Here is a 24,717-nt window from a genome sequence, read left to right as displayed (position 1 = left end):
ATTTCCTAGACCACAAAAAAGACTGCATTCGTGAAGAAGGCAGTCTTTACCAAATAGACTATGTATGTTGTACTCTCTGGTTTTGACTGCACTTCCCCACGCTAGTATTATCCAGATCGGGTATTAAGGGTCAGAAATTATCCTCTCAGCCATCTAAAATAGCTCCCCTAGTGCAAATAGTTATGCGGTTTTATAGTTTGTTATAGTGAATTATAGTATAGAACGTCAACGTTCACAACCAATTTGTTTGAAGCTTATAAGTAACTTGCATAGTAAATACCATTACCTTATCGAAAATAGCAGTCTATCTGTTTTTGTTTAAATTTGGTTGCAAAAGGTGGTCCATTTCATACTAAATAGGTTATGGTGATGCGAAAAACCATGTTGATTGTGAAATTGCACAGCTGTTTTTGCTTTAGCTATGTTTCAAGTTGTTACATTTAGTTTAAAGACTGGTTTAATTCGAAATAATTATTTAATTAAGATAATATGTTGAATATACAGATTGGAGACCTAATTGAAGTAAGGAAAGGGGGAATTCGTGCATGTATGATTACATTATTATTGGTGGAGGTATTGTAGGTTTAGCAACGGCATGGCAGCTGAAAACAAAGCATCCGCATTCATCCATTGCCGTATTGGAGAAAGAAGCAGCCTGGGCAGCTCATCAAACAGGGAGGAACAGTGGGGTCATTCATAGTGGCATTTATTATAAACCTGGTAGCTTAAAGGCCCAATTAGCGGTGAAGGGTAGAAATTCTATGATTGCATTTTGTCAAAAATATGAGGTGAAACATGAAGTTTGTGGCAAAATCATTGTAGCTACAAGAAAGCGAGAATTACCGTTTATGGATCAACTGTATCACCGAGGTTGTAAAAATGGTTTACAAATAACAAAATTACAAAGAGAGGAAGTTATTGATCATGAGCCATATGTTCAAGCAGAAGGAGGCTTGTATATACCGACAACAGGTATTGTGGATTATCAACAGGTGGCTTATAAATTAGTAGAGTTACTCGCAAACCAAGGAGTTGATTTGTTTTTAAATACACAAGCGCATCAAATAAATGAGAAAGGATTTGAAGTAACGATAGATACGAATCATCAATCTTTGATCGCTAGAAAGGTTATCAATTGTGCGGGCTTGCATAGCGACCAATTGGTTAAACAGTCGGGTATTTTAACGGATGTAAAGATTATCCCTTTTCGTGGGGAGTATTTTACATTAAAAGCAACGAAACATTATGTAGTAAAAAATTTGGTCTATCCAGTACCAGACCCAAAGTATCCATTTTTAGGCGTACATTTGACGAGAGGAATTCATGGTGAAGTGCATGCAGGCCCTAATGCAGTATGGAGTCTTAAAAAAGAAGGATACAATAAGTGGGACATAGATAGGAAAGAAGTACTAGCTACGTTGTTATTTCCAGGATTTTGGCAATTAGCAAAGGCAAATATAAAGGTGGGCGCAATGGAAATGTCGCGTTCTTTGTATAAAGCATTATTTGTAAAAAGTTTGCAGCGTTTTATTCCAGAAATCCAAACAGAGATATGATAAAAGCTCCATCTGGTGTACGCGCACAAGCTATGCTTCGAGATGGAACACTCCTTGATGACTTTTTTATTATACCCGGAAAAAATGTGCTCCACGTTTGCAATGCACCTTCGCCCGCTGCAACAGCTTCGCTAGAGATTGGTAGGATGATAGCTGAACGGGCATCATTATCATAAGTTTTTTCACTAGGAAAGCTTCATTTTACAATTTTATTACAAGGGGGAATACGGGATCAAGTCCGAAGAGAGGGAGATACGAATGTGTAAAAATACAGAGGTAAAAGTTGTTATCATTGAAGATGATCCCATGGTGCAGGAAGTAAACAAAAAGATGGTAGAAAAAGTAAACGGTTTCATTGTTGTCGCTACTGCAAGAGATGGAAAAACAGGTGTCGAGCATTGTCAAATCTATCAGCCCAATCTCGTATTACTCGATATTTATATGCCTGAACAAGATGGAATTCAGACGATAAAGGCGCTTCGACATCACAATATAAATGTGGAAGTAATTGTCATCTCTGCTGCAGAAGATAGGGAAATGGTTCGCAATATGATGCAGCATGGGGCGTTTGATTATCTTATAAAGCCATTTAAGTATAGTCGTTTAGTAGAGGCATTAAACAAGTATCGAGATTATCATCTTCATTTCTATGGCAACGATAGCGTTGACCAAGAAATGATTGACATGTGGATCAATAAGCGGTCAGAAGCAAACTATAAAGCGAATGCGCTTCCAAAAGGATTGAATAAGCAAACATTACAGCAAATTACCAACTTATTAGAACGCAAAAATAGTTCTATTTCAGCTGATGAAGCAGCTTCCTGTATAGGAATTTCCCGAGTTACCGCAAGAAGGTATTTAGATTATTTAGAAAAAAGGGGTGCAGTTGAAATTGTCTTACAGTATGGAACTGTAGGCAGACCTGTAAATCGTTATCAGCTCATGCGTAAAGTGAATAAAAACAGCTCTTAATCCATTATATGTTTCCCCCTCTTCACTAAAGGGAGGATAAAAGTTTACAGGGTTACAGAATAAGAAAAACGATGCCATTCGCCATAAGACTTGGCAACAATCCAAGTTTTTCTCAAAGAATAAGAAAGCATAAAATTTGTTGCTTTTGTTGGATACCGATTTAGCAGAATAGCGACGCCCGGCTTCAGCACCCAGCAACTAGGCGACTTCACTCCATTGCCCTAAGCTAAGTCACCAGCGGTTCGTGCTAATTAGGAAGGCGACTAAAAACGGGCTGGCCGAGGGCGGCGGCATATCCCTGTTTTAGTGCCAGGCTTCTTAAAACTTTCGGATTCGCTCCACTAGCTACGTTGCTAACCGGGCGCCCCGAGCCTTTGTTCAGTGTAATTAGAAGTAAATATTTTGAACAAAATGACCAAAACGCACATTATGTTCAAAATATTTATATTTTTAATTGGAAACGTTATCATTTGAACCATAACAATGGAGGGGGAGAGGAGTTATGCAGAAATATATATTCCTTATTATGGTCGTTATAGGGCTGTTTTATTTAGCAGCTTGTAGTGGGGATGATAAAGCAAATAATTATTCAACGGCTAGCAATGGAGAGGCACAAGCAATTGTTTTTGGAACAGGTGGCACATCCGGAACCTATTATCCGATAGGAGGTGCTTTGAAGCCAGTTTTTGAAGAAAGTGAATTTGTAAATAATGTAACTGTTGAATCTACAGGTGCATCTGTTGCTAACGTTCAAAATATGCAGAATGGATTGAATCAAATGAGCATTATCATGAGCGATATTGGATTTGAAGCAATAGAGGGAACAGGTCAATTTGATGGAAACTCTATAGATGTCGAAGCGCTGGCGGGTATGTATCAAAATGTTGTCCAAATTGTTGCTACTGCTGATAGCGGGATTGAGAATGTGGAAGATTTGAAAGGGAAACGTGTTGGTGTTGGTAAAGTAGGATCTGGTGTGGAACAAAGCGCACAGAAGGTACTAGAAGTAATGGGGTTATCCTATGATAATCTTTCTAAAGTTACACATACAGGTTACGCTGATAGTGTACAGGAAATGAAAAATGGCAATCTAGATGCAGCGTTTTTTACTTCTGGTGTCCCGAATAGTAATATTACAGATCTAATGCAACAAAATGATGTGGTGTTTGTAGAAATAAAAGCAGATATAGCAAACACTTTAATGGAAAAGTATCCGTTTTACAAATCGTTTACGATCCCAGCAAATGATGAGACGATGTACAATCTGGAGGAGGAAGTAACAACGGTTGGTATTCAGAACTTAATTGCGGTATCCCCTGACTTAAATGAAGATATTGTATATGATTTAACAAAACGCTATTACGATTATTTAGGGAGTGAAGAGATCTCTATTAACGCTTTGAAATCTTTGGAGAGAGATCAAATAGCAACGGATTTAATCGTACCATTGCACCCCGGAGCGAAAAAGTTTTATCAAGAGCAGGGGTTGGTAGACTAATGTGAGGATACGTTATGTACGCCGTGTTTTGCTTGTTTTATGTTTCTTGATTGTCAGTTTTATTGGGATGCTCTTTTTTCCAACGAGAGCCATTGTTGTTTTACAAAATGACACTATTATTTATGCATTTCCTGAAAGTGAGGGTACGTTTGCGTTGGAATGGGTGCATTCTGTTGAAAAAGAAAAATGGATAGAAAAATTCGAAGTGAATGATCGTCAAATTTTTTTACAATCTACAAAGTTTAAAACGTTTGGAGCAGGGGTGCCTGCAACAACAGAACAAGTAATCAAACAGAAAAACGGCTGGTTAGTTGTAGATGTACATCGAGAAATTGGGAGTGAGCTAGTGGTTCGCGCTACAGAAATAAACCATTATAAGTTTATCTTTAAAGGGAAGTATTATCCAATGGCAGCTAGTGATGCTCCTTATGTTATTAAAACGGAACGTGTTCCTTTTTTTGCACTATAGGAAAGTATCTTTGGTGTTTATATTATAAGATAATGGACAGCGTTTTTCGCGATAGGAATTAACGACAAGCCAAGTTTTTCTAATATTTAGTATTCTGTTCCCAATAAAGAGTAGTGAGGTGAAATAATGAGCAGTGGAGATAAGTTACAGGATTACGAGAGAGAAAGTAATGTACGTACGCATTTGCCTAGAGGTGTTCGGATGCTATTTGTTGGAATAGCTGTAGCCTTAGGGCTTTTTCATCTTTACACATCCTATGGAGGTGCGCTTGTTGATATAAAACAACGTAGTATTCATCTATACACCCTAATGATGCTAGCATTTTTATTGTATCCTATAACAAAGAAGAAAAAACGCAACAAAATACCAATTTACGATTATATGTTAGCAGGTGCATCGCTCGTTTTAGGAATCTATATGTTAGTGTCAGCAACTAGAATTATTGAGTCAGGCGGGCAAATTAATCATATAGACGTGTATGTAGGAATGGTCGTTATTATTGTATTATTTGAAATAACGAGGAGAGTAACCGGATGGGGGCTAACATTATTAGCTTTCGGTTTTCTCGTTTATGGATTCTATGTCAAACTCTCTATCTACCCTCAATTGACGTGGGACATTATTATAAATGCTTCAAGTGGGATTATAGCTCATCTTGTTTACATTACTGAAGGAGTGTTAGGCACTGCGATAGGTGTATCCGCTAGCTATATTATATTATTTATTCTGTTTGGCGCCTTTTTAAGCAAATCAGGCATGGGGCAATTATTTAATGATATAGCCATGGCTGTAGCGGGTCATACCAAAGGTGGGCCAGCTAAAGTTGCTGTTTTAGCTAGTGGTTTTCTAGGCTCGATTAATGGATCAGCTATTGCAAATGTTGTAACAACAGGTGCCTTTACCATCCCACTGATGAAAAAAGTTGGCTATCATAAAAATTTTGCTGGAGCTGTAGAGTCTGCTTCTAGTGTAGGTGGACAAATTTTGCCGCCAATTATGGGGGCTGCAGCTTTTATTATGGCCGAAAAACTAGGAATTCCGTACACTACTGTCATTCTCGCGGGAATTATTCCAGCATTGCTATTTTATTTTGGGATTTTATTACAAGTTCATATTAGAGCATCAAAGCTTAAGCTAAAAGGGCTAGACAAAAATGAGTTACCCACTGTGAAGACAGTTTTAATGAAGCGCGGACATCTTTTAATTCCAATGATCATTCTTTTGTATTTATTATTTAGTGGGAAGACGCCTTTCTATGCAGCTTTTTGGTCAATTATAGCTACAGTTCTCATTACCGGGACTGGGAAAATGTTATTTATTAGCGGCGCTGTTTCACTTTTTCTCTTGTTTGAACCGCAAATTGGCGCAGTTTTGGCAGGTGCGAGTATACCAGAATTACGCGACAATTGGTTCGAGTTAGGAAGCATTATTACCATTCCATTGGTGATCAATTTCGTACGTAAGCAGGCACAAGTAAAAGCGGAAGAAATTCATGTGAAAGATTTTGTAGATGCATTAGAAAATGGTGTAAGAACAACGATTCCAGTAGCCGTAGCTTGTGGAGCTGTTGGTATAATTGTAGGTGTAAGCTCTTTAACAGGTGTGGCTTTGGAAATTGCAAGTTCTATTGTTAGCATTGGGGATTTGATCCAATACCCATTTTTTCAACTGCTTATTACATTATTTTTAACCATGATAGCTTCTATTATATTAGGAATGGGTCTTCCAAGTATACCAACGTATATTATTACGAGTACTATGGCCGCTCCTATTCTGTTACAATTACCATATTTCCGTGAATTGACTGGCGCAGGTGAATCAGCCGTTTTTGTTGCCCACATGTTTGTTTTTTATTTTGGAATATTTGCAAATATCACCCCTCCAGTGGCATTGGCTGCATTTGCAGGTGCAGGTATAAGTGGTGGAGAGCCGATGAGAACAGGATTTCAAGCAATGAAATTAGCTATAGCGGGTTTTATCGTACCGTTTATGTTTGTTTTTTCTAATCAAATGTTAATGATGGATGCAACTATTGGGAATATACTCGTTATAATGGCGACCTCATTAACGGGGGTATTCTTACTATCTGTAGCCGTAGAAGGTTATTTGAAGCGCCCGTTTGCTTGGTATATCCGAATTATTGCTACGATAGGAGCTTTATTATTAATATATCCAGGAGTGTGGACAGATATGGCGGGGCTTGTTGCTTTGCTTTTTGTACTAGTAACAAGTTTAAAGAGAAAAAATGGACAACCGGCGTCAGAAAATGTGAGTTAGCAGGTTTGAATTGATCTGGTTAGATTTCTAAAGTTAAAAGATGAAGTCATACTTGAAAAATGTTTCCATAGGGAGTAATTTTCTTCCACTACCCTATAGGAAAGGATAAAATTCTTTAGTTTAGACTTGCCTTAGGTCGTCGACATACCCTTGTTTTAGTGGTATCATTCCTAAATTTTAGTCGATTTGTTTCACTCGCTACGTTGCTAAACGGGTGCTTGCATCGTATGTTATAATAAAAGCAGTTGCAGTCAGATAAGGAGGTGAATATAAAATGATTGATTTGCTAAATGAACTGATGAATGATGCCTCTCCCGTTTATTTTTATTTGAGCATTCTTTTTACGTTGTCATCAGCCTATTCGTTTACAGCTATTCAGCCTAGACATATAATGGAGTCTCGCTATCTACAAATAAGAGAATACCATAATGAACGCTATCGTTTATTACCAATCCAAGAGTTATTTGGTATGTGTGATGAAATTTTCCAATGGGTTGTTAAAAAAGCAAACCGAATTACTGCCCCAGATGATGATGCAGATCACTCTTTCTTCTCGTTTAAAGGTCAAAATGTAATACAACGAGGAGGAAAAGAATGCACAATCATTTTATATTCACATTTTTCAAGAGGTACGGCGTTATTAGTTTAGGTTTTCTATTTTTGCTGACGGGGTGTCAGGCAGACGGTGGGATGATGGGTTTTCAAAATCCATTTCCGCACATGATAAAATATGTTGCGAGTTTGCTTAGGGATGATTATGGCTTATCCATTGTGTTAATAACTATACTCATTCGCTTGTTGCTCATGCCACTTGCATTTAGTCAAATGAAAAAAGGGGCAAAAATGAAAACGAAGATGAAAGAAATGAAACCAGAAATGGACGCTCTTTCACAAAAATATAAAAATAAAAAGGATGCTAGCGCAAAAGCAGCTATGCAAAAAGAAATGATGCAGTTGTACCAAAAGCACGAATTTAACCCAATTAGTTCGATGGGATGTTTGCCAATAATGCTCCAATTCCCTGTCGTCATTGCGTTTTATCATGCTATTCGAAACTCGCAAGAAATAGCGACACACTCCTTTTTGTGGTTTAATTTGGGAGAAGTGGACATTATTTTGCCATTTATCGCAGCAGCTGTATATTTCTTGCAATCCCGTTTTTCATTAATTGGTATGGATGAGAAACAAAAGAAACAAATGGCGATCATGGGTTTGATTTCCCCGATTATGATTGGCTTTATTTCCTTTAGTACAGCAGCGGCATTGCCTTTGTATTGGACAGTTAGTGGTACGGTTCTTGTTATACAAACTTTAGTTGCTAAAAAACTATATTATCGTGAACATTTAAGCAATAAAGGCAATGCAATGGAGAAGTTAGAAACGACATCATCGTAATTGCTTACAGTAAATTGTTTATATTATTGATGGTTGCTTGAAATAGCTAATGGCTTTAAAGTAGTTTGTTGTTTTTTCGTTTTATTATAGGGAAGCATACAATATTTTGCGGCTTCCATTGGATTAATATAACAAAGGCTCAGGGCGCCGGTGGAACGAGAATTATGCTCCTGCAACAGGAGTATACCGGCGCCCTCTTTAGTCGGCCTTCCTATTTTAGAACGAACCGATGATGATTGATCGTAGGGCAATGGAGTGAAATCGCCTAGTTGCTGGTCGCTGGAGCCAGACGTGGCTAAATAACTTAGTAAGTTTATCCACAGCTGCTAAATTTTATAATTTGCTAGACCATTTTAAAAGACCAAATCGCTTCTTGATTTGGTCTTTTAAAATGCCAATAATTGTAAAGTTACTTAAGTTCAGCATTCTTTCGCTTGAGTTTCATGAAAAGTCGTTGAAGTTCACAAGATAGTTACTCGAAGTTCACAATGAAGTCGCTGAAGTTCACAATGATGTACGTTGCTACGTGCCAAATTTAATGAGCTTATAAACATCATTACGCTCGAACCCGAACTAGTATTTTTTATTTGCAAAACATTTTCTCTAAGAGTAACGAGTAGGATTAGACAATTTTTAAAAATGATGGTGCGCTTTTGGAATAGCGTTTCAGTTTGCCTATCAATTCTTATATTGCTCTATTGGTTAAGAAGCCTACATTGTATTTCGTATGAAACTTATATAGATTTTCAATAAATTAAATGTATGCTATTATTATGAAAAATAATTTTTTATTGAGGAAGGAGCACGTCTATTGGGATTATCAGTAAGAAAGGCGAATACAACAGATATAGACGATATAAAACAAATCTTAATGGAAGCTGCACGTTGGATTAAAAGACAAGGAATTAATCAGTGGGAATTCCTTTTAACAGACAATCAAGATGAAGAAATAAAAACAAATATAGAGGAAGGGACAATGTATGTAGCAGAAATGAATCATAGAATTGTTGCTACATTTTACCTTGGTTTTACTCAAACCGAATTTGATATAAAGATATGGGGGGAAAGAAAGGATACCGCCTGTTATTTACATCGGTTGGCTGTTCATCAAGATTATCGCGGAAAACAGATCGGAAAACAAGTTATAGATTGGATAGTGTCCCATTTAGACAAAGAGACTGTGCTTAGATTGGATTGCGTTGCGGAGAATCCGGGGTTAAATCGGTTCTATCAACAATATGGGTTCAACTTTGTGGGAAAAGAAAAAGAAGGGGAAAAAGAGTTCTCTTTATATGAAAAATGGATATAATATAGATTTGTAATTTTTACTTATTCTATTAACTGTATAATAGGTAGAGTTGTGCCAAATTCTACAAAAACATGGAGGTGTAACATGAACATAAATACTGTAAATAGGTCATTAATGCTTTGGGATAATGGAATAAAAAATAAAGAAGCGACATTGTATTCAAACGATGGAAATAACGAAAAAGACAAAAGGGATGGAAAGGTAGAAGTTGTAACAGTTAACGGACGCACAAAAACGTATTTGGTGTTAGCTGACGGTAAGAGGATTTTAATTGCAGATGAAGTAAGTAAAGATCAATTGCAACAAAATGTTAGTTCGCAAGAGCAAAAGGAAAGCAACGCTTCTGAAACAATGGAATTTTTAAACCACCTATTGGGGGTTGGATCTTCAAGTTTCGTAGGCTTTCAGGTCAGTAATCTTCAAGAAGAAAAAAGTTATGGACGAGAAGAGAATTGAAGCCATTGGTATAGAAAGCTATTTAACAAAATAGCCTATAGTGTTATATAAACGTTTGTTTTAAACGTCATAAACTTTTGTCAGCACTTGGGTTGTACACATGCGACGTATACGTTTGATTTCTGTGAGCGGCGTGGTCAGTTACTGACCACGCTTACTAGTTTGCGCGCTTATAAAATATCAACAAATTGCTAAGTGACTTACGAGAAATAAAAAATTATCATTGCATCTTGATTGAATTTTCGGTAAAATTAAATTATTAAAAGTGAATACTATATAGAAGGCTAGATGAAAATGAACGTCAAAAAAGTTGACGAAGCAAAGTAAGACTCTAGACCTTTTGACAGGGATAAGCTGCTAAATCTAATCGACTTTACTGTTGAAGTAAAGCGGATCATTAGGTAAAAACCAGTTATAGGGACAAAGTACAATTTCGTACCATTTGTCTTTATGGCTGGTTTTTTTGCACGATAGGGAAGTGAAAATGATAAGTAAAACGACGGCCACTGCCATACAGACTTGGCAATAGCCGAGTTTTTCTAATTTTTATTCTCTGTGCATTAGTTAGAAAAGGTATGGAGAAATAGGGCATTCCATATAAATGGAATATACTAAAATATTTTAGAGGGGGAATGAACAATGCGTAGTTTGACCGAGTTGGATAAGAAGCATTTCATCCATCCAACATCATCGATACAAGAGCAACAACAGAAGGGTGCGAAGGTGATCATGGAAGAGGGGGACGGTATTTATTTAACAGATATTACTGGTAAAACATATATCGATGCTGTTTCTTCTCTATGGAATGTAAATATCGGACATGGAAGAGTAGAATTGGCAGAAGCTGCTGCTCAACAAATGAAAAAAATGGCATTTAGTTCTGCTTTCTCCACGTTTAGTCATGAGCCAGCAATCAGACTTGCTGAGAAAATTGCGTCTATTACTCCAGAAGGATTGAATGCGGTGTTTTTCACATCAGGAGGCTCTGAATCAAATGACTCAGCGGTGAAGCTTGTGCGTCATTATTGGAAAATACAAGGAAAACCAAACAAGCGAAAAATTATTTCTCTGAAACGCGGTTATCATGGTGTGGCTGCTGCTTCTACAAGCATAACGGGAATTCCAGAATTTTGGGGAATGGCTGGTCATATGATGACAGACTTTCTTCATGTCGACACCCATTATAATCATACGACAGAACAAGCCGTTCAGTCACTTTGTCAAGCGATTGAGGAAGCAGGTCCAGAAACAGTTGCAGCTTTTTTTGCCGAACCTGTTCAAGGAGCAGGAGGAGTTATTATACCGCCTGAGGACTACTTCACTAGAATAAGAGAAGTTTGTGATGCTTATGGCATTCTATTTGTGGCAGATGAAGTGATTACGGGTTTTGGAAGAACAGGGAAGATGTTTGGAATCGAGAATTGGGATGTTATTCCGGATGTCATGACTTTTGCTAAAGGAGTGACAAGTGGTTATTTTCCTCTTGGAGGGGTTGTTGTCTCTGATCCCATACATGAAGTGTTAAAGGAAAAATCTGTCGGTACGCTATTTCACGGTTTTACTTATAGTGGACACCCAACTGCTGCCGCGGTCGCATTAAAAAATATAGCAATAATAGAAGAAGAACGTTTGGTAGAGAATTCAAAACAGATGGGAGACGCGCTTTTACATGGATTAAAAAAGGTAAAAAAACGTCTGGAAATTGTAGGGAATATCCGATTTGTTGGATTGCTAGGTGCAGTCGAGCTGATGCAAAATCCGGCTACGAATAAACCCTTTTCCTCCAATTTACAGGTAGCTCCTAAAGTAATAGAAGTGCTACATGAACTTGGGGTTGTTTGTCGCAGTGTTACGTACGATCATACGAATATTATTTGCTTTGCCCCTCCGTTAATTATTAATCAGATGCAGGTGGATACTTTAGTGGAAGCTATCTATGAAGCCATTTTGCAAGTACAGCAACAGCTTGGAATAAAAGCGGAGTAAAATTCCTTTAAATTTTTAAAGACAAGGATGGAATGCGTTCCTCCCTCCTAGGTGCTGTGAGACTCCTGCTTCAAGTGTGGAAGAGGTGAGTTGAACCATGGGAGATAACAGCACCTAAAAATCCCTTTCTTCATAAGAGAGCTTCAGTCCATCCCTTTGGGGTACGAAACAATCAGAGTGGGATAAAAGAAAGATTCCTTTCATTGGAGATTCCCTTTTTTGCCTTTATTATTGTCATTCTATGTCGTTCATCTGTTTCATACAATAAATAACTTCTTGTGACAATTTTTAGAGTATTCATAAATCTTTAGATAATATTCGGAAATATCCCGATGTACAAAAACCATATGTAATTTTTCGAATCCGATAGGTTAAAGCGTATGTAGAAGTAAAATGGTGGCTTACGTTATAAAAGATTTAGTGCGATAAGTCAGCTTTTTCTAATGCTATAGACCTTGAATGAAAAAGGAGGAAGTGTATTGAATGATTCGGATAAGCTTTTAAAGATACTTAGTAATAAAGATGTGCTGGCACTTGCTTTTGGAGCAATGATTGGCTGGGGATGGGTTGTTACCTCGGGACTATGGATTACAGAAGCGGGCTCTTTAGGGGCTATTCTGGCATTTGCAATTGGTGGTTTACTTGTAGTGTTTGTAGGTTTAACATACGCTGAATTAGCTTCCGCTCTTCCACTCGTTGGTGGGGAGCATGTATACACATTTAAAGCAATGGGGAGAGGGGCTTCCTTTGTAGCGACATGGTCAATTATTCTTGGCTATGTATCTGTGGTAGCTTTTGAAGCTGTTGCGTTGCCAACTGTATTTGAATACATGGTGCCTAATTATAGTCAAGGATATTTATATACCATAGCAGGATGGGATGTTACAGTGACCTGGGCGGGGGTCGGCATGATTGGTTCTCTAACAATAGCTTGGATTAACTATCGTGGTATTAAGTTAACAACTGTTATTTCTGTAATTTTAACCGCTTTCATTCTTGCGGCAGGAATCATGTTAATTACCGGAAGTACATTTGGTGGAAATATGGACAATATGCAACCACTCATTAAAGCAGGTACAACGGGTATATTTACTGTAATTATTATGACGCCTTTTATGTTTGTAGGCTTCGATGTAATACCTCAAGCAGCGGAAGAGATTAATTTGCCACACCGGAAAATTGGTCAACTTCTTATTGTATCGGTTATTTTAGCAGTTATCTGGTATATTGCCATTATTTTTGGAGTATCACGTATTTTAAATCCAGCAGAACTTGCTGCATCAAATTTAGTAACAGCTGACGCTATGGCAAAAGCGTTTGGAGATAGTAATTTAATGGGCAATGTTCTCGTACTCGGTGGCATTGGAGGTATTATGACAAGCTGGCTTGGCTTTTATGTTGGCGGGAGTCGAGCCATTTATGCGTTAGCAAATGCTGGAATGCTACCAAAGGCTTTGGGGAAATTACACCCGAAATACAAAACACCTTATCGAGCCATTATATTAATTGCACTACTTTCAACAGCAGCACCATTACTTGGCAGACCCTCCCTTGTCTGGTTAGTTAACTCAGGTGGGTTAGGGCTTGTGGTTGCATGGCTAATGGTGTCCATTTCATTTATTTTGCTAAGAAAAAGAGAGCCACATATGAATCGGCCTTTTAAACTACCTGGTGGAACTTTCATTGGCTGGATTGCTGTATTTATGTCTATTGGAGTGATTATACTTTATATGCCTGGCATGCCATCTTCTTTAGCATGGCCGTATGAGTGGTTTATTATTGGGGCATGGACCATTTTAGGATGTATTCTGTATACTTATTCAATAAAGAAGTATGGGAAATCTTATGCTAACGAATATATGAAGAAAGAGTTAGATCGGATAGCTTAGTTTATTTACATGAGTAAGAAACCTTATAGCTCGTTTGGAACGAGCTAACATGAATAATGAACATCCTACGAGAATTTCGTAGATAAGTGATTTTGTATATTATAGAAAAGCATAGACTTTAGCTGAAAACGAAGTCTGTCTCTAAGTCTCTATGGTGGTGAAAGCCTTCGTTTTGCCCATATTGTTCATTTTGTAGAAAAATGGAGGTAACAAAATAGTGTAGTTTTAGTACAATAGTTATATTCAGAAATTATTGAAAAAACAAACTAGATAAACGAACAAGGGGGAACTTACATGCGTATTGTCAAACAAGAATCAATTCATCTACAAACGTATGCTATTTTGAAAATAGAAATATTAGAAGGAGCGTATCGACAAGAAGAGCGTGTTGTGGAAGCCCTACGCTAAGTCATCATCAGTTCGTACTAAATAGGAAGGCCGACGAAAGACGGGATTGTCGAAGGGCGCCGGCATACTCCTGTTGCAGGAGCAGAATTCCTAAAACCTTCGTTGATTTGTTCCACTCGCTACGTTGCTAACGGGACGCTTGCACCTTTGTTCTTCAAAGCATAAGAAATCATAAAATGAGGTGCTAATGGACAGCGAAATAAATAGTCGCATTTGGCTCCAGCGCCTAACAACTAGATGACTTTACGAATCATTAAAATATAGTGGAGGTACCTATCGTTTACAGTCCTCTGTTGACTAAGATACTATATTATATTAAAATATATCAAAATACACAATATGCTGAAAAATTTGGAAACGAAACATTTTCGCTTACGATTGAGGTATATAAATTGATTCTGCCATCCGTAGGGGGTACCTTTCTTCCCCTTAATAATTGTTTGTACCTCAGGAGAAGGCCTAAAGACTGTAAAAGATTTGGAAAAAAATGCTGTTGCCTTAAATTTATCCAGCTCTCTTTTTTCCAAATCTTGCAACGGGAGTTTAACAGTATTTTATATTTGGGAAAAGTGAGGTGTAGTGAAGTGAAAGAAGGTTTATATGTTGGCCAATCGAAGCAGATGACGGTAGAAGTAACAGAGGAAATGGTAGCCCAATTCAATGGAGAAGTAATTCATCCTGTGTATTCAACAGCCTCTATGGTTTATCACATGGAATGGGTGTCAAGGCAGTTACTAATTCCTTATTTAAAGCAGGATGAAGAAGGAATGGGTGCCGCAGTAAGCGTTGAGCATATTGCTCCTTCGGGTGTAGGTACTACCATTCATTTGGAGGCTACTGTTATAGAGGTGAGTAATAGCGAGCTACTGACAAAGATTTACGTAACAAATGAGCATGGGAGAATTGGCAAAGGAAAGGTAAAACAAGTAGTCTTACCGAAAGAAGTTATTCAAGAAAAAGTGCGTATCGCAACGAAGTGAGAGGAGGATTTAGAATTGAAGCAAGTAGAACAATTGCAAGAGGTAGACCTGTTTCAAAAGATAGCTAATCACGAGCAAGTTGTTTTTTGTAATGATCGTCAGTCCGGGTTGAAAGCAATTATAGCTATACATAATACGACGCTAGGACCTGCTCTAGGCGGAACACGTATGTATCCTTATTCAAGTGTTCAAGAAGCTTTGGAAGATGCCCTTCGTTTATCGGAAGGGATGACAGCGAAATGTGCAATAAGTGACGTAGATTTCGGAGGAGGTAAGGCGGTCATCATTGGTGATCCGAATAAAGACAAATCCCCTGCTATGTTTCGAGCGCTCGGTCAGTTTGTAGATTCATTAAATGGCAGATTTATCACCGGAACGGATATGGGAACAACGATGAACGATTTTATTCATGCAGCCAAGGAGACGAAATTTATTAATGGCATTCCAGAATCATTTGGAGGAAGTGGTGATTCATCTATACCAACTGCCAAAGGCATCCTATATGCTTTAAAAGCGACGAACCAGTTTTTGTTTCACAACAATTCTCTTCATGGTAGGGTGTATGCCATACAAGGTTTGGGAAAGGTTGGAAGAAAAATTGCTGTACATTTGTTAGAAGCGGGTGCATTTGTCTATGTTACGGATACGAATGAAAGCGTTATCAAAAGTTTTTTAAATGAAGTGAGAGATAAGCAACAATGTATTCAAGTTGTTAGTGGAGAAGAAATTTATCGAGTACATGCTGATATTTTTATGCCGTGTGCAATAGGGGGAATTATTAATGAAAAAACAATTCCATTGCTCAACGTAAAGGCTGTGGTTGGGTCGGCTAACAATCAGTTAGCATGTGATAAATATGCAGGGTCTTTGACTGAAAAAGAGATTCTTTATGCGCCAGATTATATTGTTAATGCAGGGGGTCTTATTCAAATTGCTGATGAGCTGTATGGGGTGAATAGAGAACGTGTACTAGAAAAGGTAGCTTCTATATATGATATAATACTTCAATTATTTAAGGATGCCCAAGATGCTAATATTACCACGGTAGAAGCGGCACGTAGAGAATGCCAGAGAAAGTTAGATGAACAACAGCACCGAAATAATTTTTATAGTCGTAGCCGAAGACCTAAATGGGATGTAAAGTGACATTTCAATTTCGTTGATAGTTGTCAATTATCTCTTCGTACTACCTGAATAGAAATTACAGTCCTTACGCAAAAGGGAACTTAGTCGCAGTTTTTCCACCTAAATTTGTTTAGCACACATCTCCAAACTTTAAAAGGAGTTACGTTCAAGCTTGTATGTAAAAAGGCATGGGCATAAAATAACGCCTAAATCCCAATGCATTCAAAGGCATTCAAGTCATACCCTTGGGCTACAAATAATCAACAAAATTCCTCACTGATTGAGATTTACTTGATTTATTTCATAAAGCATGGAGTAAGTTAACGAGGTAAACGCTGATGGAACATTGGATACGTTACTTCTTATTTTTACTTTCATTAAAATATTATAAGGGAAGGGGACAAAGATATGTACCGTATAAAAGCTGTCCAATCGCCTTCGCTTCAAGAATCTCTATTTGTAACAGTGCTTATTATATGTATCATTAGTTTGAGTATCATTTTTGTAGAAGCAGCACCACATGTTCCGCTAATTATTTCTTTACTAGTTCTTTGCGTTTATGGGATATTCAAGCGGATTCCATACAGGCTTTTGGAGCGAGGGATTGCAGAAGGAGCCAAATCTGGAATGGGAGCAGTTTTTATTTTTTTCTTTATCGGGATATTAATTGCTGCCTGGATGGCAGGTGGGACGATTCCGACTATGATGTACGCAGGATTCCAGTTGGTGACACCAAATTTTTACTTTGTCATTGTCTTTATTGTCACTGCTCTTATTGGGCTTGTCGTCGGTAGTTCTTTAACAACGATTGCTACAGTAGGTGTTGCCTTTATTGGTATTTCCGGAGCAGTTGATGCTTCTTTAGCTATTACTGCGGGCGCCATTGTTTCTGGGGCATTTTTTGGAGATAAAATGTCGCCATTATCAGATACAACGAATATGGCATCATCCACATTGCAAGTAGACTTATTTGAACATATAAAGAATATGATGGGAACAACGATTCCCGCATTTATCATTACGTTACTTATTTTTTTCTTTATCTCGCCTAAACTAACAGATGCCAACTTCGATAAAATGGCTGCATTCCAAACAGGGTTATTAAAGACTGGTTTAATTCATTGGGAGAACGCTGTTATTCCACTTCTCGTGTTACTTATTTTTTCAATTAAAAAGGTGCCAGCCATTTTAACGTTGGCAGCTGGGTCCATAACCGCTATAGGCATTATGTATCTTCATCAATCTCTATCTATAGCTGATCTTTTTGGTACACTTATGGATGGATTTCATTCCAATACAGGGAGTGAGGCTATTGATGCTTTGTTAACGCGCGGTGGAATTAATGGCATGTTATTTACTATTAGCCTTGTGTTACTTGCCCTAAGTATGGGTGGGTTACTGTTTACACTCGGAATCATTCCTCGCTTACTTGTATCCATTGATCATCTTTTAAATAGAGTGTTTTCCGTTGTCTTGGCTTCTGCTTCTACGGCAATTGGAATTAATGTTTTAATTGGTGAACAGTATTTATCTATTTTGTTAACGGGTGAGACATACCAACCTCGCTATGCTAAGGTAGGCTTGGAAAACAAAAATTTATCTAGAGTTTCTGAAGATGCTGGAACAGTGATTAACCCTCTCGTACCATGGAGCGTGTGTGGCGTTTTTATTACGTCCGTGTTGGGCGTATCTACTTTGACTTACTTACCATTTGCATTTTTCTGTTTACTTTCTCCACTATTAACGATTTTATATGGATTTACCGGTTGGACATTAACCTATACGAAGCAAAATGAAAGTTTTACCAATGAAGCTATAGTAGGAGAGTAGAGGGTAAATTCATTTTTCACACTAGGTTTTATAGTAGATGAACAACGAAGGCTTTTTCCATAAAGAAGGCAATAATTCTTCGTTGTTCTAAAAAAATAATGTCGTATTTCCCGGGAAATATTTTGTAGAATAATAAGTTTTTTAAAAGACAAGAAAGCATTCCTGTAATAAAGCAAAATGAGGATTGAACTAAAAAAGCCCCCTTGGTATGATACGAGGTGTCCAATGCTGTTGAGCAAAACTGGACCCTTAAAATGAACCAAGGAGGACTAACATGAATTATAAACAAAATGAGAAGATATTACAACTGACAGACAAATCTTTAATTATTGGGGTCGACATCGCCAAGAATAAACATGTTGCTCGCGCACAAGATTTCCGCGGGGTTCAATTTGGAAAGCCGCTATACTTTGAAAACGCGTTGGAAGGCTTCCAAACGTTCATTCATTGGATGGATGAATTAGCCATACAACAAGAGAAATCCGATTTTATTATTGGTATGGAGCCAACGGGGCACTATTGGCTTCCTTTGGCCTATTGGCTAATGGAAAAGCAACTGAAAGTAGTCGTAGTAAATCCAGCACATGTAAAAAAATCAAAAGAGCTGGATGACAATTCCCCAACAAAAAATGATGTAAAAGATGCCAGAGTCATTTCACGCTTAATTCAAGATGGACGTTATTCTGAACCGCATCTACCAGAAGGGATCTATGCAGATCTCCGAGAAGGCATGAATATGTATGACCAATTACGAAAAGACCTGCAGGCAGTACAAGGACGCGTCCACCAATGGATAGACAGGTATTTTCCAGAATACACGACTGTCTTTACGAACTGGGAAGGGCAATCTTCTTTACAGGTTTTAAAAATGGGTTTGTTTCCAGATGAAATCTCTCAAAAAGATGAAATGGAAATCCTGTCAGAAATTCGAAAAGAGGTAAAAAGAGGAGTTGGCTTAAAAAAAGTAAGACAATTGAAAGAAGCTGCTCGCCATTCCATTGGTATCCAAGAAGGAAAAACCATGGCGAAACTAAAGATTCAAACATTAATGGATCAGTATACGCTCCTTCATGAAAAGATAAATGAATTGTGGGAAATGATAGAGGGGCTTACGAGTAGGATTCCTGGTGTACAGGAAATGGCAGCTATAAAAGGCGTAGGTGACGTCACAATCGCTGCATTTCTGGCAGAAGTCGGCGATCTCCATAATTATAGCCATCCGGAGCAAATTATTAAATTAGCAGGTTTAAATCTCAAACTAGCAACATCAGGAAAGTGGCAAGGAAAAACGGTCATTACCAAGAGGGGCCGACCAAAGCTACGCGCTCTGTTGTTTAAAGTGATCCTGCCATTGGTAAATCACAATCCTGCATTTAAAGCAATGCATGCGTATTTTACAACAAGGAAAGAAAACCCGCTGAAGAAGAAACAATCATTAATAGCACTGTGTTGTAAATTAATTCGAATATTATTTAAAGTAGGTAAACAACAAGTAGCCTTTAGTCCAGAAAAAATGTTACGTGATATTCCGCATTTTCGCTTACAGAATGCAGCTTAACTAAGTAATAACGAAACCTCCGTTTAGACGTTTTTTAAGAAGTTCATTTTATACAAATACGAGATAACAATGGAAGCACGGAGCAGCCGGCAATTTTTATACAATCGGGCAATGACCCTGTAGGAAAGCAACGCCGGCCCCACTTCATGGATAGACCGAACGAAGGAATGTATGCGCGAAGACGCTGTGAGATGTGGGAGGGTTTGTCACCATGAGTATTGTGGGATGAGAAGGTGCGATCATAGCAGTGAAAATTCCCATTTTTTTCAAAAAGAGAAGGATGGCTTATTAAGTGCACCCTTCTACATTAAAAATTATGCTTACACGGTCTTAAATATCGTTAATGAGTAAAAAATAAAATGAAATTCTAAGAAAAACAAAGAAAACAAGAGAAAACGTTAGTATATAGAGGGAGTATAAAATTTGATACTATGGAATAACCAAATAAACGATGGGCTCCGTCCGGATCTAGCGCTCAGCAACTAGGCGACTTCACTCCATTGCTCTAAGCTAAGTTATCATCGGTTCGTTCTAAATAGGAAGGACGACTAAAGACGGGCTTTGCCGGAGGGCATCAGCATACTCCTGTTGCAGGAGCATGATTACTAAAACTTTCGTTGATTCGTTCCAGTCGCTACGTTGTTAATCGGGCGCCCCGATCCTTTGTTAGGATAGTATAAAAGTGAAAGGTTTATAGTGAATGAAAAATAAAGGAGCTTCACCTTAAGATTTGGCGAGAAGCCAGTATTGGAAATTGAATTCGTCAACTAACTACGCGTCTACAGCACCTAGATACTATTTTGTTGAAGTGCTACGGTTAAATACTTGAACTATGAGAAGGTGAAAATTGGAAGTTTCCCCATCGTAAAAACTACAGCGTGTGTAAAATGAGGTAATTAATTAAGTTTTTATGTATGGTGTAGCAAGCACCCCATGGATGTTCGCTACACCATTTGACACCTTCTAGATATTATTTCCAATCTTCCATGTTCCAAATGGTAGTGATCCAATTTTCATAAAAGGCCCGTTCATGGGAAACAAGTATTAATGTTCCGGTATATTGTTGTAAGGCTTCCATAAGAGCGTCTTTTGTCGCAACATCTAAGTGATTGGTCGGTTCATCTAAAATTAGCACATTGCTTTTAGCAAGCATTAGCTTGCATAACCTTACTTTTGATTGCTCTCCACCGCTAAGAGAGTGCAGCTTTTGAAAGATATGTTCTGAGCGAAGTCCGCAACGCGCTAACGTTTTTCTTATTTCTTTTTGAGTCAAATCAGGATACGCGTTCCAGACTTCTTCTAAGGCCGTATGTTTTCCGACCGCTGGCATCTCTTGTTCAAAATAAGCGGGTCGCACGCGATCGCCAATGCTTACAATTCCATTTAGGGGCGGTAGCTTTCCTAGTAATGTCTTTAAAGTGGTCGTTTTCCCTATTCCGTTATGACCTGTTAAGGCGATTTTTTCACCACGCTGTAATTTTACATTTACACCAGAAAACAAGGCTGTTTCATAACCGATAGTTAAGTCTTTTGTTTCTAGTACGACGTTTGCCGGTTGTGCTGAAACGGAAAAGTTGAAAACAGGTTTTGGGTTATGGCTTAGCTTTTCCACACGTTCCATTTTGTTTAGCTTCTTTTCTCTACTTTTCGCTTGTTTGGCGGTAGAGGCACGTGCTTTATTTTTTTGAATATAGGTTTCTAATTTGCTAATTTCTTCTTGTTGTTTTTGATATGCAAGGTAAATTTGTCTTCTTCGTAGTTCATATGCTTGAAGAAAGTGCTCATAATTTCCCGGGTACCTTGTCAATTGCTTGTGCTCAAGGTGGTAAATACATTGCACGACTTTGTTCATAAAACCTGTGTCATGTGTAATGAGAATAAAAGCATGCGGATACGTTTGTAAATAGGATGTGAGCCATGCAATATGAGCAGTATCTAAGTAGTTTGTCGGCTCATCTAATAATAAAATATCAGGCTCTTCTAGCAGTAACTTGCCCAGCAATAGTTTTGTTCGTTGTCCGCCACTTAATTGACTTACGTCTGTTTCCAGCCCAAGTTGTGAAATTCCAAGTCCTGCCGCTACTTCTTCTATTTTAGCGGGAATTTGATAGAAGTCATGTTGATCTAATTTTGCTTGAAGTTTGCTATAGTGATGCAATAATTCATCTAGGTTTTCTGGTTTGGCAGAAGCCATCTTCCCTGTAATAGCTAGCATTTCTTCTTCAGCTAAAAATAAATCTTGAAAAGCTGTTTGTAAAAACTGTCTGATTGATTGACCGCTATTTAGGTGAAAATGCTGTTCTAAGCTTCCAACATGGGCTTTAGGGTGCCATTGTACAGTTCCTTCATCTGGGATTATATGTGTAGTAAGAATGTGAAACAGGGTTGATTTCCCAGCTCCGTTAGGTCCAACAAGCCCAATATGCTCTCCCTTTAGTAATCGAAAAGATATATCTTTTAATACGGTTTTATCACCATAACTATGGGTTAAGTTTTGCACGTCTAATAAACTCATGATCATCAATTCTCCTTTTTGCTAATAGTTATCAAATAAATTGCTTGCAAGTACAAGGAGATACTACGCGAACGAAATGGATGATAAGAAGCTCCATTAGAGCACGTGCTTATGCTATTTATAGCATATAAAAAAGCAGAGCGCACGGCCCTGCTCAAAACTGATGAAATGAGTATATACGTATCTTTCATCATATTATATAATGAGTTCAGGTAATTATCCGCTGCTTGTACCTTGCAAGGCTTGTTTTGAAAAAAGGGCATACTTCTCCCGTCGTTAAGCACAAGCAATTTGAAGCACAGCAGATAATAACATAGATAACCTTCACTCCTTTGATTTGAAATTTAAGAATTGTACTATTAATATAGCACACTGTTATTAAATAATGCAACGATTCTTAAAATCCTTATGTGTCATTTTTGATGGTGAACCAACCTGTACTAATGGGGCGTATGCAAATTTTTTTACTATTAGGTACTTATTAAGAGTATAAAGGTTTATAGTAGAAGAAAAATAAAGGCTTTTGCCATAAGAATTGGCGTCGAGTAAGTTGTTCTAACATATAAGTGAAACTGTTATAAGAAATGCGGAAAGGAGGGAGAAGTGATGAAAAAATCTTCCAAGCGACCACAAATGAAGATTCCTAAGACATGGGGAGAGCGAATTTGGAACGCTATTGGTTATACGATTTTTTTAGGAACAATCTTTTTTGTTATGTGGGTATGGAAATATGTACCAAATGAAGTGCCGGCTCATTTTAATAGTGCCGGTGAAATCACGCGTTGGGGTTCAAAATGGGAATTGCTTATCATACTTATACCCGGTATTTTTACTGCGACATTTATGGGGGTGATGGAAAGGTACCCTGAATTACATAATTATCCAAAGCGCTTTAATGAAACAAATGCCAAAGCTTTTTATTTGCATAGTAGAAAAATGATGAATCAATTAAAGAACATTTGTCTGATTATTTTTTCAATAATTACATTGGAAAGTATTTTTATAGCAATGAACTGGTGGGAAGGTTTAGGTGCTTGGATGTTACCACTTCTTATTACATTCACTTTTTTCCCGTTAATTTTAAGCTTCATGAAACGAAGGAAAATTAAATAGTAGTGAAGGATAGCATTCATGTAAACTTTCTAAGTCTAGATCATTCTAGGCTTATTTTTAATAGTTATTATCTAATCTTGTGACTAGTTAATCGTTTTATGTTTAAAATTGACTTTCAACAATCCGTGTACATTTGTGAATTTGTGATCAAAATAAACCATTATATTCCTTAAATGACACAGTTATTGATAATTTCTATTAATATACGAAAATTGTACATTAAATTTTCGTTAATTTGTAACACATTTCGTGAACATTTATTGACAGTTTAAGTATGGGGTTGTGCTCAAAAATATGTGGGATTATGATAATTAAACGGTAATTTGTTTAAAAGCAAAATACTAATTCTAAAATATATTACAACAACATGAATCTAGGGGGAGGGGTATCCTTATGAAATTGAAATGGGCCATATTAGGAGCTCTATTCACATTAACAGCAGTACTAACTGGCTGTGAACCGTTAACGGTGCTTGATCCAAAAGGTCCACAAGCACAAACGCAAGCAGATGTGATTTGGATCTCTATTGCGATTATGGCATTTATCGTTATTACTGTATTTGTAATGCTAGTATATATACTTATCAAATATCGAGGTTCGAAACAAGCCGATTCCTATGAGCCTCCACATATTGAAGGAAATAAAATAGTAGAAAGTATTGTAGTAGGAATACCAATTATTATTGTGGCTGTGCTTTCTATTATTTCTGTACAAAGCACGTATGAGGTAGAGGCTAAGCCAGAAGGATATGGAGATAAAGAACCATTGGTTGTTTATGCGTCTTCTTCTGACTGGAAATGGCATTTCAGCTACCCAGAACAAGATATTGAAACAGTCAACTATCTTTATGTGCCAACAGATAGACCGCTAGAATTTAAGTTATATTCTTATGGACCAATAACAAGTTTTTGGATTCCACAGCTAGGCGGGCAAAAATATGCGATGTCAGATATGATTACGACATTACATTTAGCAGCTGATGTTCCAGGTGAATTTATGGGACGTAACTCCAATTTTAGTGGGGAAGGGTTTGCTGAGAACACGTTTAATGTAACGGCAATGCCACAGCAAGAGTTTGATGATTGGGTAAAAGAAGTAAAGCAAACGGCTAAACCATTAACAGAAGAAAAATTTGATGAGTTACTGGAACCTGGTCATTTAGGACAATTAACCTTTACGGGAACTCATTTGGGCTTTATGCCTCCACCAAAAGGACACCATGAGGGTCATGGGGCAGGTGGAGAGGACCATAGTGAGCATTCTTCGCATGAAAGTGAAAGCTCAGAGCATTCCGAACATGATAACAATAACAATGAGCATAATCATGAATCAGATGAAGCGACAAGTCACAACGAGTAAGCATTCCGTCGGTTTACAACAG

The 24,717-nt window shown here is 37.7% G+C and carries 17 protein-coding genes, 1 pseudogene and 1 riboswitch; of the genes and pseudogenes, 17 read left to right on the top strand and 1 reads right to left on the bottom strand.

The window, feature by feature from the left end:
- Nucleotides 1-76 precede the first annotated feature (76 nt).
- Nucleotides 77-179: riboswitch (TPP riboswitch) on the bottom strand.
- A gap of 366 nt (nt 180-545) precedes the next feature.
- From lhgO to D9780_RS15490, 15 genes and pseudogenes are all read left to right on the top strand, one after another.
- Nucleotides 546-1,732, top strand: a pseudogene (lhgO, locus tag D9780_RS15560) (L-2-hydroxyglutarate oxidase).
- Nucleotides 1,733-1,814: 82 nt separating this feature from the next.
- Entirely contained in the window at nt 1,815-2,528 is a 714-nt protein-coding gene (locus D9780_RS15555; RefSeq protein ID WP_121640717.1) for a response regulator, read from the top strand.
- 502 nt (nt 2,529-3,030) lie between these two features.
- On the top strand, nt 3,031-4,026 hold the full coding sequence (locus tag D9780_RS15550; protein ID WP_116278364.1) for a TAXI family TRAP transporter solute-binding subunit: 996 nt from the start codon (nt 3,031-3,033) through the stop codon (nt 4,024-4,026).
- 1 nt (nt 4,027) lies between these two features.
- Nucleotides 4,028-4,495, top strand: a complete 468-nt coding sequence (locus tag D9780_RS15545) for a DUF1850 domain-containing protein (RefSeq protein ID WP_073007101.1) — start codon at nt 4,028-4,030, stop codon at nt 4,493-4,495.
- Between the two features lie 126 nt (nt 4,496-4,621).
- Nucleotides 4,622-6,772 carry a TRAP transporter permease gene (locus tag D9780_RS15540; RefSeq protein ID WP_121640716.1) on the top strand — a complete coding sequence of 717 codons (2,151 nt, stop codon included), beginning with the start codon at nt 4,622-4,624 and terminating at the stop codon, nt 6,770-6,772.
- A gap of 274 nt (nt 6,773-7,046) precedes the next feature.
- Nucleotides 7,047-7,421, top strand: a complete 375-nt coding sequence (locus D9780_RS15535; protein WP_073007105.1) for a hypothetical protein — start codon at nt 7,047-7,049, stop codon at nt 7,419-7,421.
- A complete protein-coding gene (gene yidC, locus D9780_RS15530; protein WP_121640715.1) occupies nt 7,367-8,167 on the top strand; it encodes a membrane protein insertase YidC in 801 nt (266 codons plus the stop codon). The genes D9780_RS15535 and yidC overlap by 55 nt, the downstream gene beginning before the upstream one ends.
- Nucleotides 8,168-8,978: 811 nt before the next feature.
- Complete coding sequence (locus D9780_RS15525) at nt 8,979-9,476, top strand: GNAT family N-acetyltransferase (protein WP_162985898.1); 498 nt, start codon at nt 8,979-8,981, stop codon at nt 9,474-9,476.
- 84 nt (nt 9,477-9,560) lie between these two features.
- A complete protein-coding gene (locus D9780_RS15520) occupies nt 9,561-9,932 on the top strand; it encodes a hypothetical protein (RefSeq protein ID WP_121640713.1) in 372 nt (123 codons plus the stop codon).
- A 639-nt stretch (nt 9,933-10,571) separates the two neighbouring features.
- On the top strand, nt 10,572-11,918 hold the full coding sequence (locus tag D9780_RS15515; RefSeq protein ID WP_121640712.1) for an aminotransferase family protein: 1,347 nt from the start codon (nt 10,572-10,574) through the stop codon (nt 11,916-11,918).
- 479 nt (nt 11,919-12,397) lie between these two features.
- The gene (locus tag D9780_RS15510; protein WP_121640711.1) at nt 12,398-13,807 is read left to right on the top strand and encodes an APC family permease; all 1,410 of its coding nucleotides are present in this window, start codon (nt 12,398-12,400) and stop codon (nt 13,805-13,807) included.
- Nucleotides 13,808-14,799: 992 nt separating this feature from the next.
- Nucleotides 14,800-15,195 (top strand): thioesterase family protein, encoded by a 396-nt coding sequence (locus tag D9780_RS15505; protein ID WP_121640710.1) that lies wholly within the window; start codon nt 14,800-14,802, stop codon nt 15,193-15,195.
- 15 nt (nt 15,196-15,210) lie between these two features.
- On the top strand, nt 15,211-16,341 hold the full coding sequence (locus D9780_RS15500) for a Leu/Phe/Val dehydrogenase (RefSeq protein WP_121640709.1): 1,131 nt from the start codon (nt 15,211-15,213) through the stop codon (nt 16,339-16,341).
- Between the two features lie 387 nt (nt 16,342-16,728).
- Complete coding sequence (gene nhaC / locus D9780_RS15495) at nt 16,729-18,150, top strand: Na+/H+ antiporter NhaC (protein ID WP_121640708.1); 1,422 nt, start codon at nt 16,729-16,731, stop codon at nt 18,148-18,150.
- 274 nt (nt 18,151-18,424) lie between these two features.
- Nucleotides 18,425-19,708 carry an IS110 family RNA-guided transposase gene (locus tag D9780_RS15490; protein ID WP_121639338.1) on the top strand — a complete coding sequence of 428 codons (1,284 nt, stop codon included), beginning with the start codon at nt 18,425-18,427 and terminating at the stop codon, nt 19,706-19,708.
- Nucleotides 19,709-20,678: 970 nt separating this feature from the next.
- Here the strand turns inward: D9780_RS15490 and D9780_RS15485 are convergent.
- Nucleotides 20,679-22,223: an ABC-F family ATP-binding cassette domain-containing protein gene (locus D9780_RS15485; RefSeq protein ID WP_121640707.1), complete on the bottom strand. Its 1,545-nt coding sequence runs from the start codon at nt 22,221-22,223 to the stop codon at nt 20,679-20,681.
- Nucleotides 22,224-22,829: 606 nt separating this feature from the next.
- On the opposite strand from D9780_RS15485, the gene D9780_RS15480 reads away from it, so the two are divergent.
- Nucleotides 22,830-23,336, top strand: coding sequence for an SdpI family protein (locus D9780_RS15480; RefSeq protein WP_121640706.1), 507 nt, complete (start codon nt 22,830-22,832; stop codon nt 23,334-23,336).
- Nucleotides 23,337-23,729: 393 nt separating this feature from the next.
- Entirely contained in the window at nt 23,730-24,695 is a 966-nt protein-coding gene (gene qoxA, locus D9780_RS15475; RefSeq protein WP_121640705.1) for a cytochrome aa3 quinol oxidase subunit II, read from the top strand.
- Nucleotides 24,696-24,717 lie beyond the last annotated feature (22 nt).

Source organism: Virgibacillus sp. Bac330, assembly GCF_003667845.1.
GTDB classification, from domain to species: Bacteria; Bacillota; Bacilli; order Bacillales; family Amphibacillaceae; genus Virgibacillus; species Virgibacillus chiguensis.
Note: the sequence above shows the minus strand (reverse complement) of the source record. Positions and strands in the feature narration are given on the sequence as shown.

What these genes read in the sequence shown, in the direction of transcription:
- D9780_RS15555 (WP_121640717.1), top strand. Translation starts at nt 1,815, where the DNA reads ATGTGTAAAAATACAGAGGTAAAAGTTGTTATCATTGAAGATGATCCC.
- D9780_RS15550 (WP_116278364.1), top strand. Translation starts at nt 3,031, where the DNA reads ATGCAGAAATATATATTCCTTATTATGGTCGTTATAGGGCTGTTTTAT.
- D9780_RS15540 (WP_121640716.1), top strand. Translation starts at nt 4,622, where the DNA reads ATGAGCAGTGGAGATAAGTTACAGGATTACGAGAGAGAAAGTAATGTA.
- D9780_RS15535 (WP_073007105.1), top strand. Translation starts at nt 7,047, where the DNA reads ATGATTGATTTGCTAAATGAACTGATGAATGATGCCTCTCCCGTTTAT.
- yidC (WP_121640715.1), top strand. Translation starts at nt 7,367, where the DNA reads ATGCACAATCATTTTATATTCACATTTTTCAAGAGGTACGGCGTTATT.
- D9780_RS15520 (WP_121640713.1), top strand. Translation starts at nt 9,561, where the DNA reads ATGAACATAAATACTGTAAATAGGTCATTAATGCTTTGGGATAATGGA.
- D9780_RS15515 (WP_121640712.1), top strand. Translation starts at nt 10,572, where the DNA reads ATGCGTAGTTTGACCGAGTTGGATAAGAAGCATTTCATCCATCCAACA.
- nhaC (WP_121640708.1), top strand. Translation starts at nt 16,729, where the DNA reads ATGTACCGTATAAAAGCTGTCCAATCGCCTTCGCTTCAAGAATCTCTA.
- D9780_RS15490 (WP_121639338.1), top strand. Translation starts at nt 18,425, where the DNA reads ATGAATTATAAACAAAATGAGAAGATATTACAACTGACAGACAAATCT.
- D9780_RS15485 (WP_121640707.1), bottom strand. Translation starts at nt 22,223, where the DNA reads ATGAGTTTATTAGACGTGCAAAACTTAACCCATAGTTATGGTGATAAA.
- D9780_RS15480 (WP_121640706.1), top strand. Translation starts at nt 22,830, where the DNA reads ATGAAAAAATCTTCCAAGCGACCACAAATGAAGATTCCTAAGACATGG.
- qoxA (WP_121640705.1), top strand. Translation starts at nt 23,730, where the DNA reads ATGAAATTGAAATGGGCCATATTAGGAGCTCTATTCACATTAACAGCA.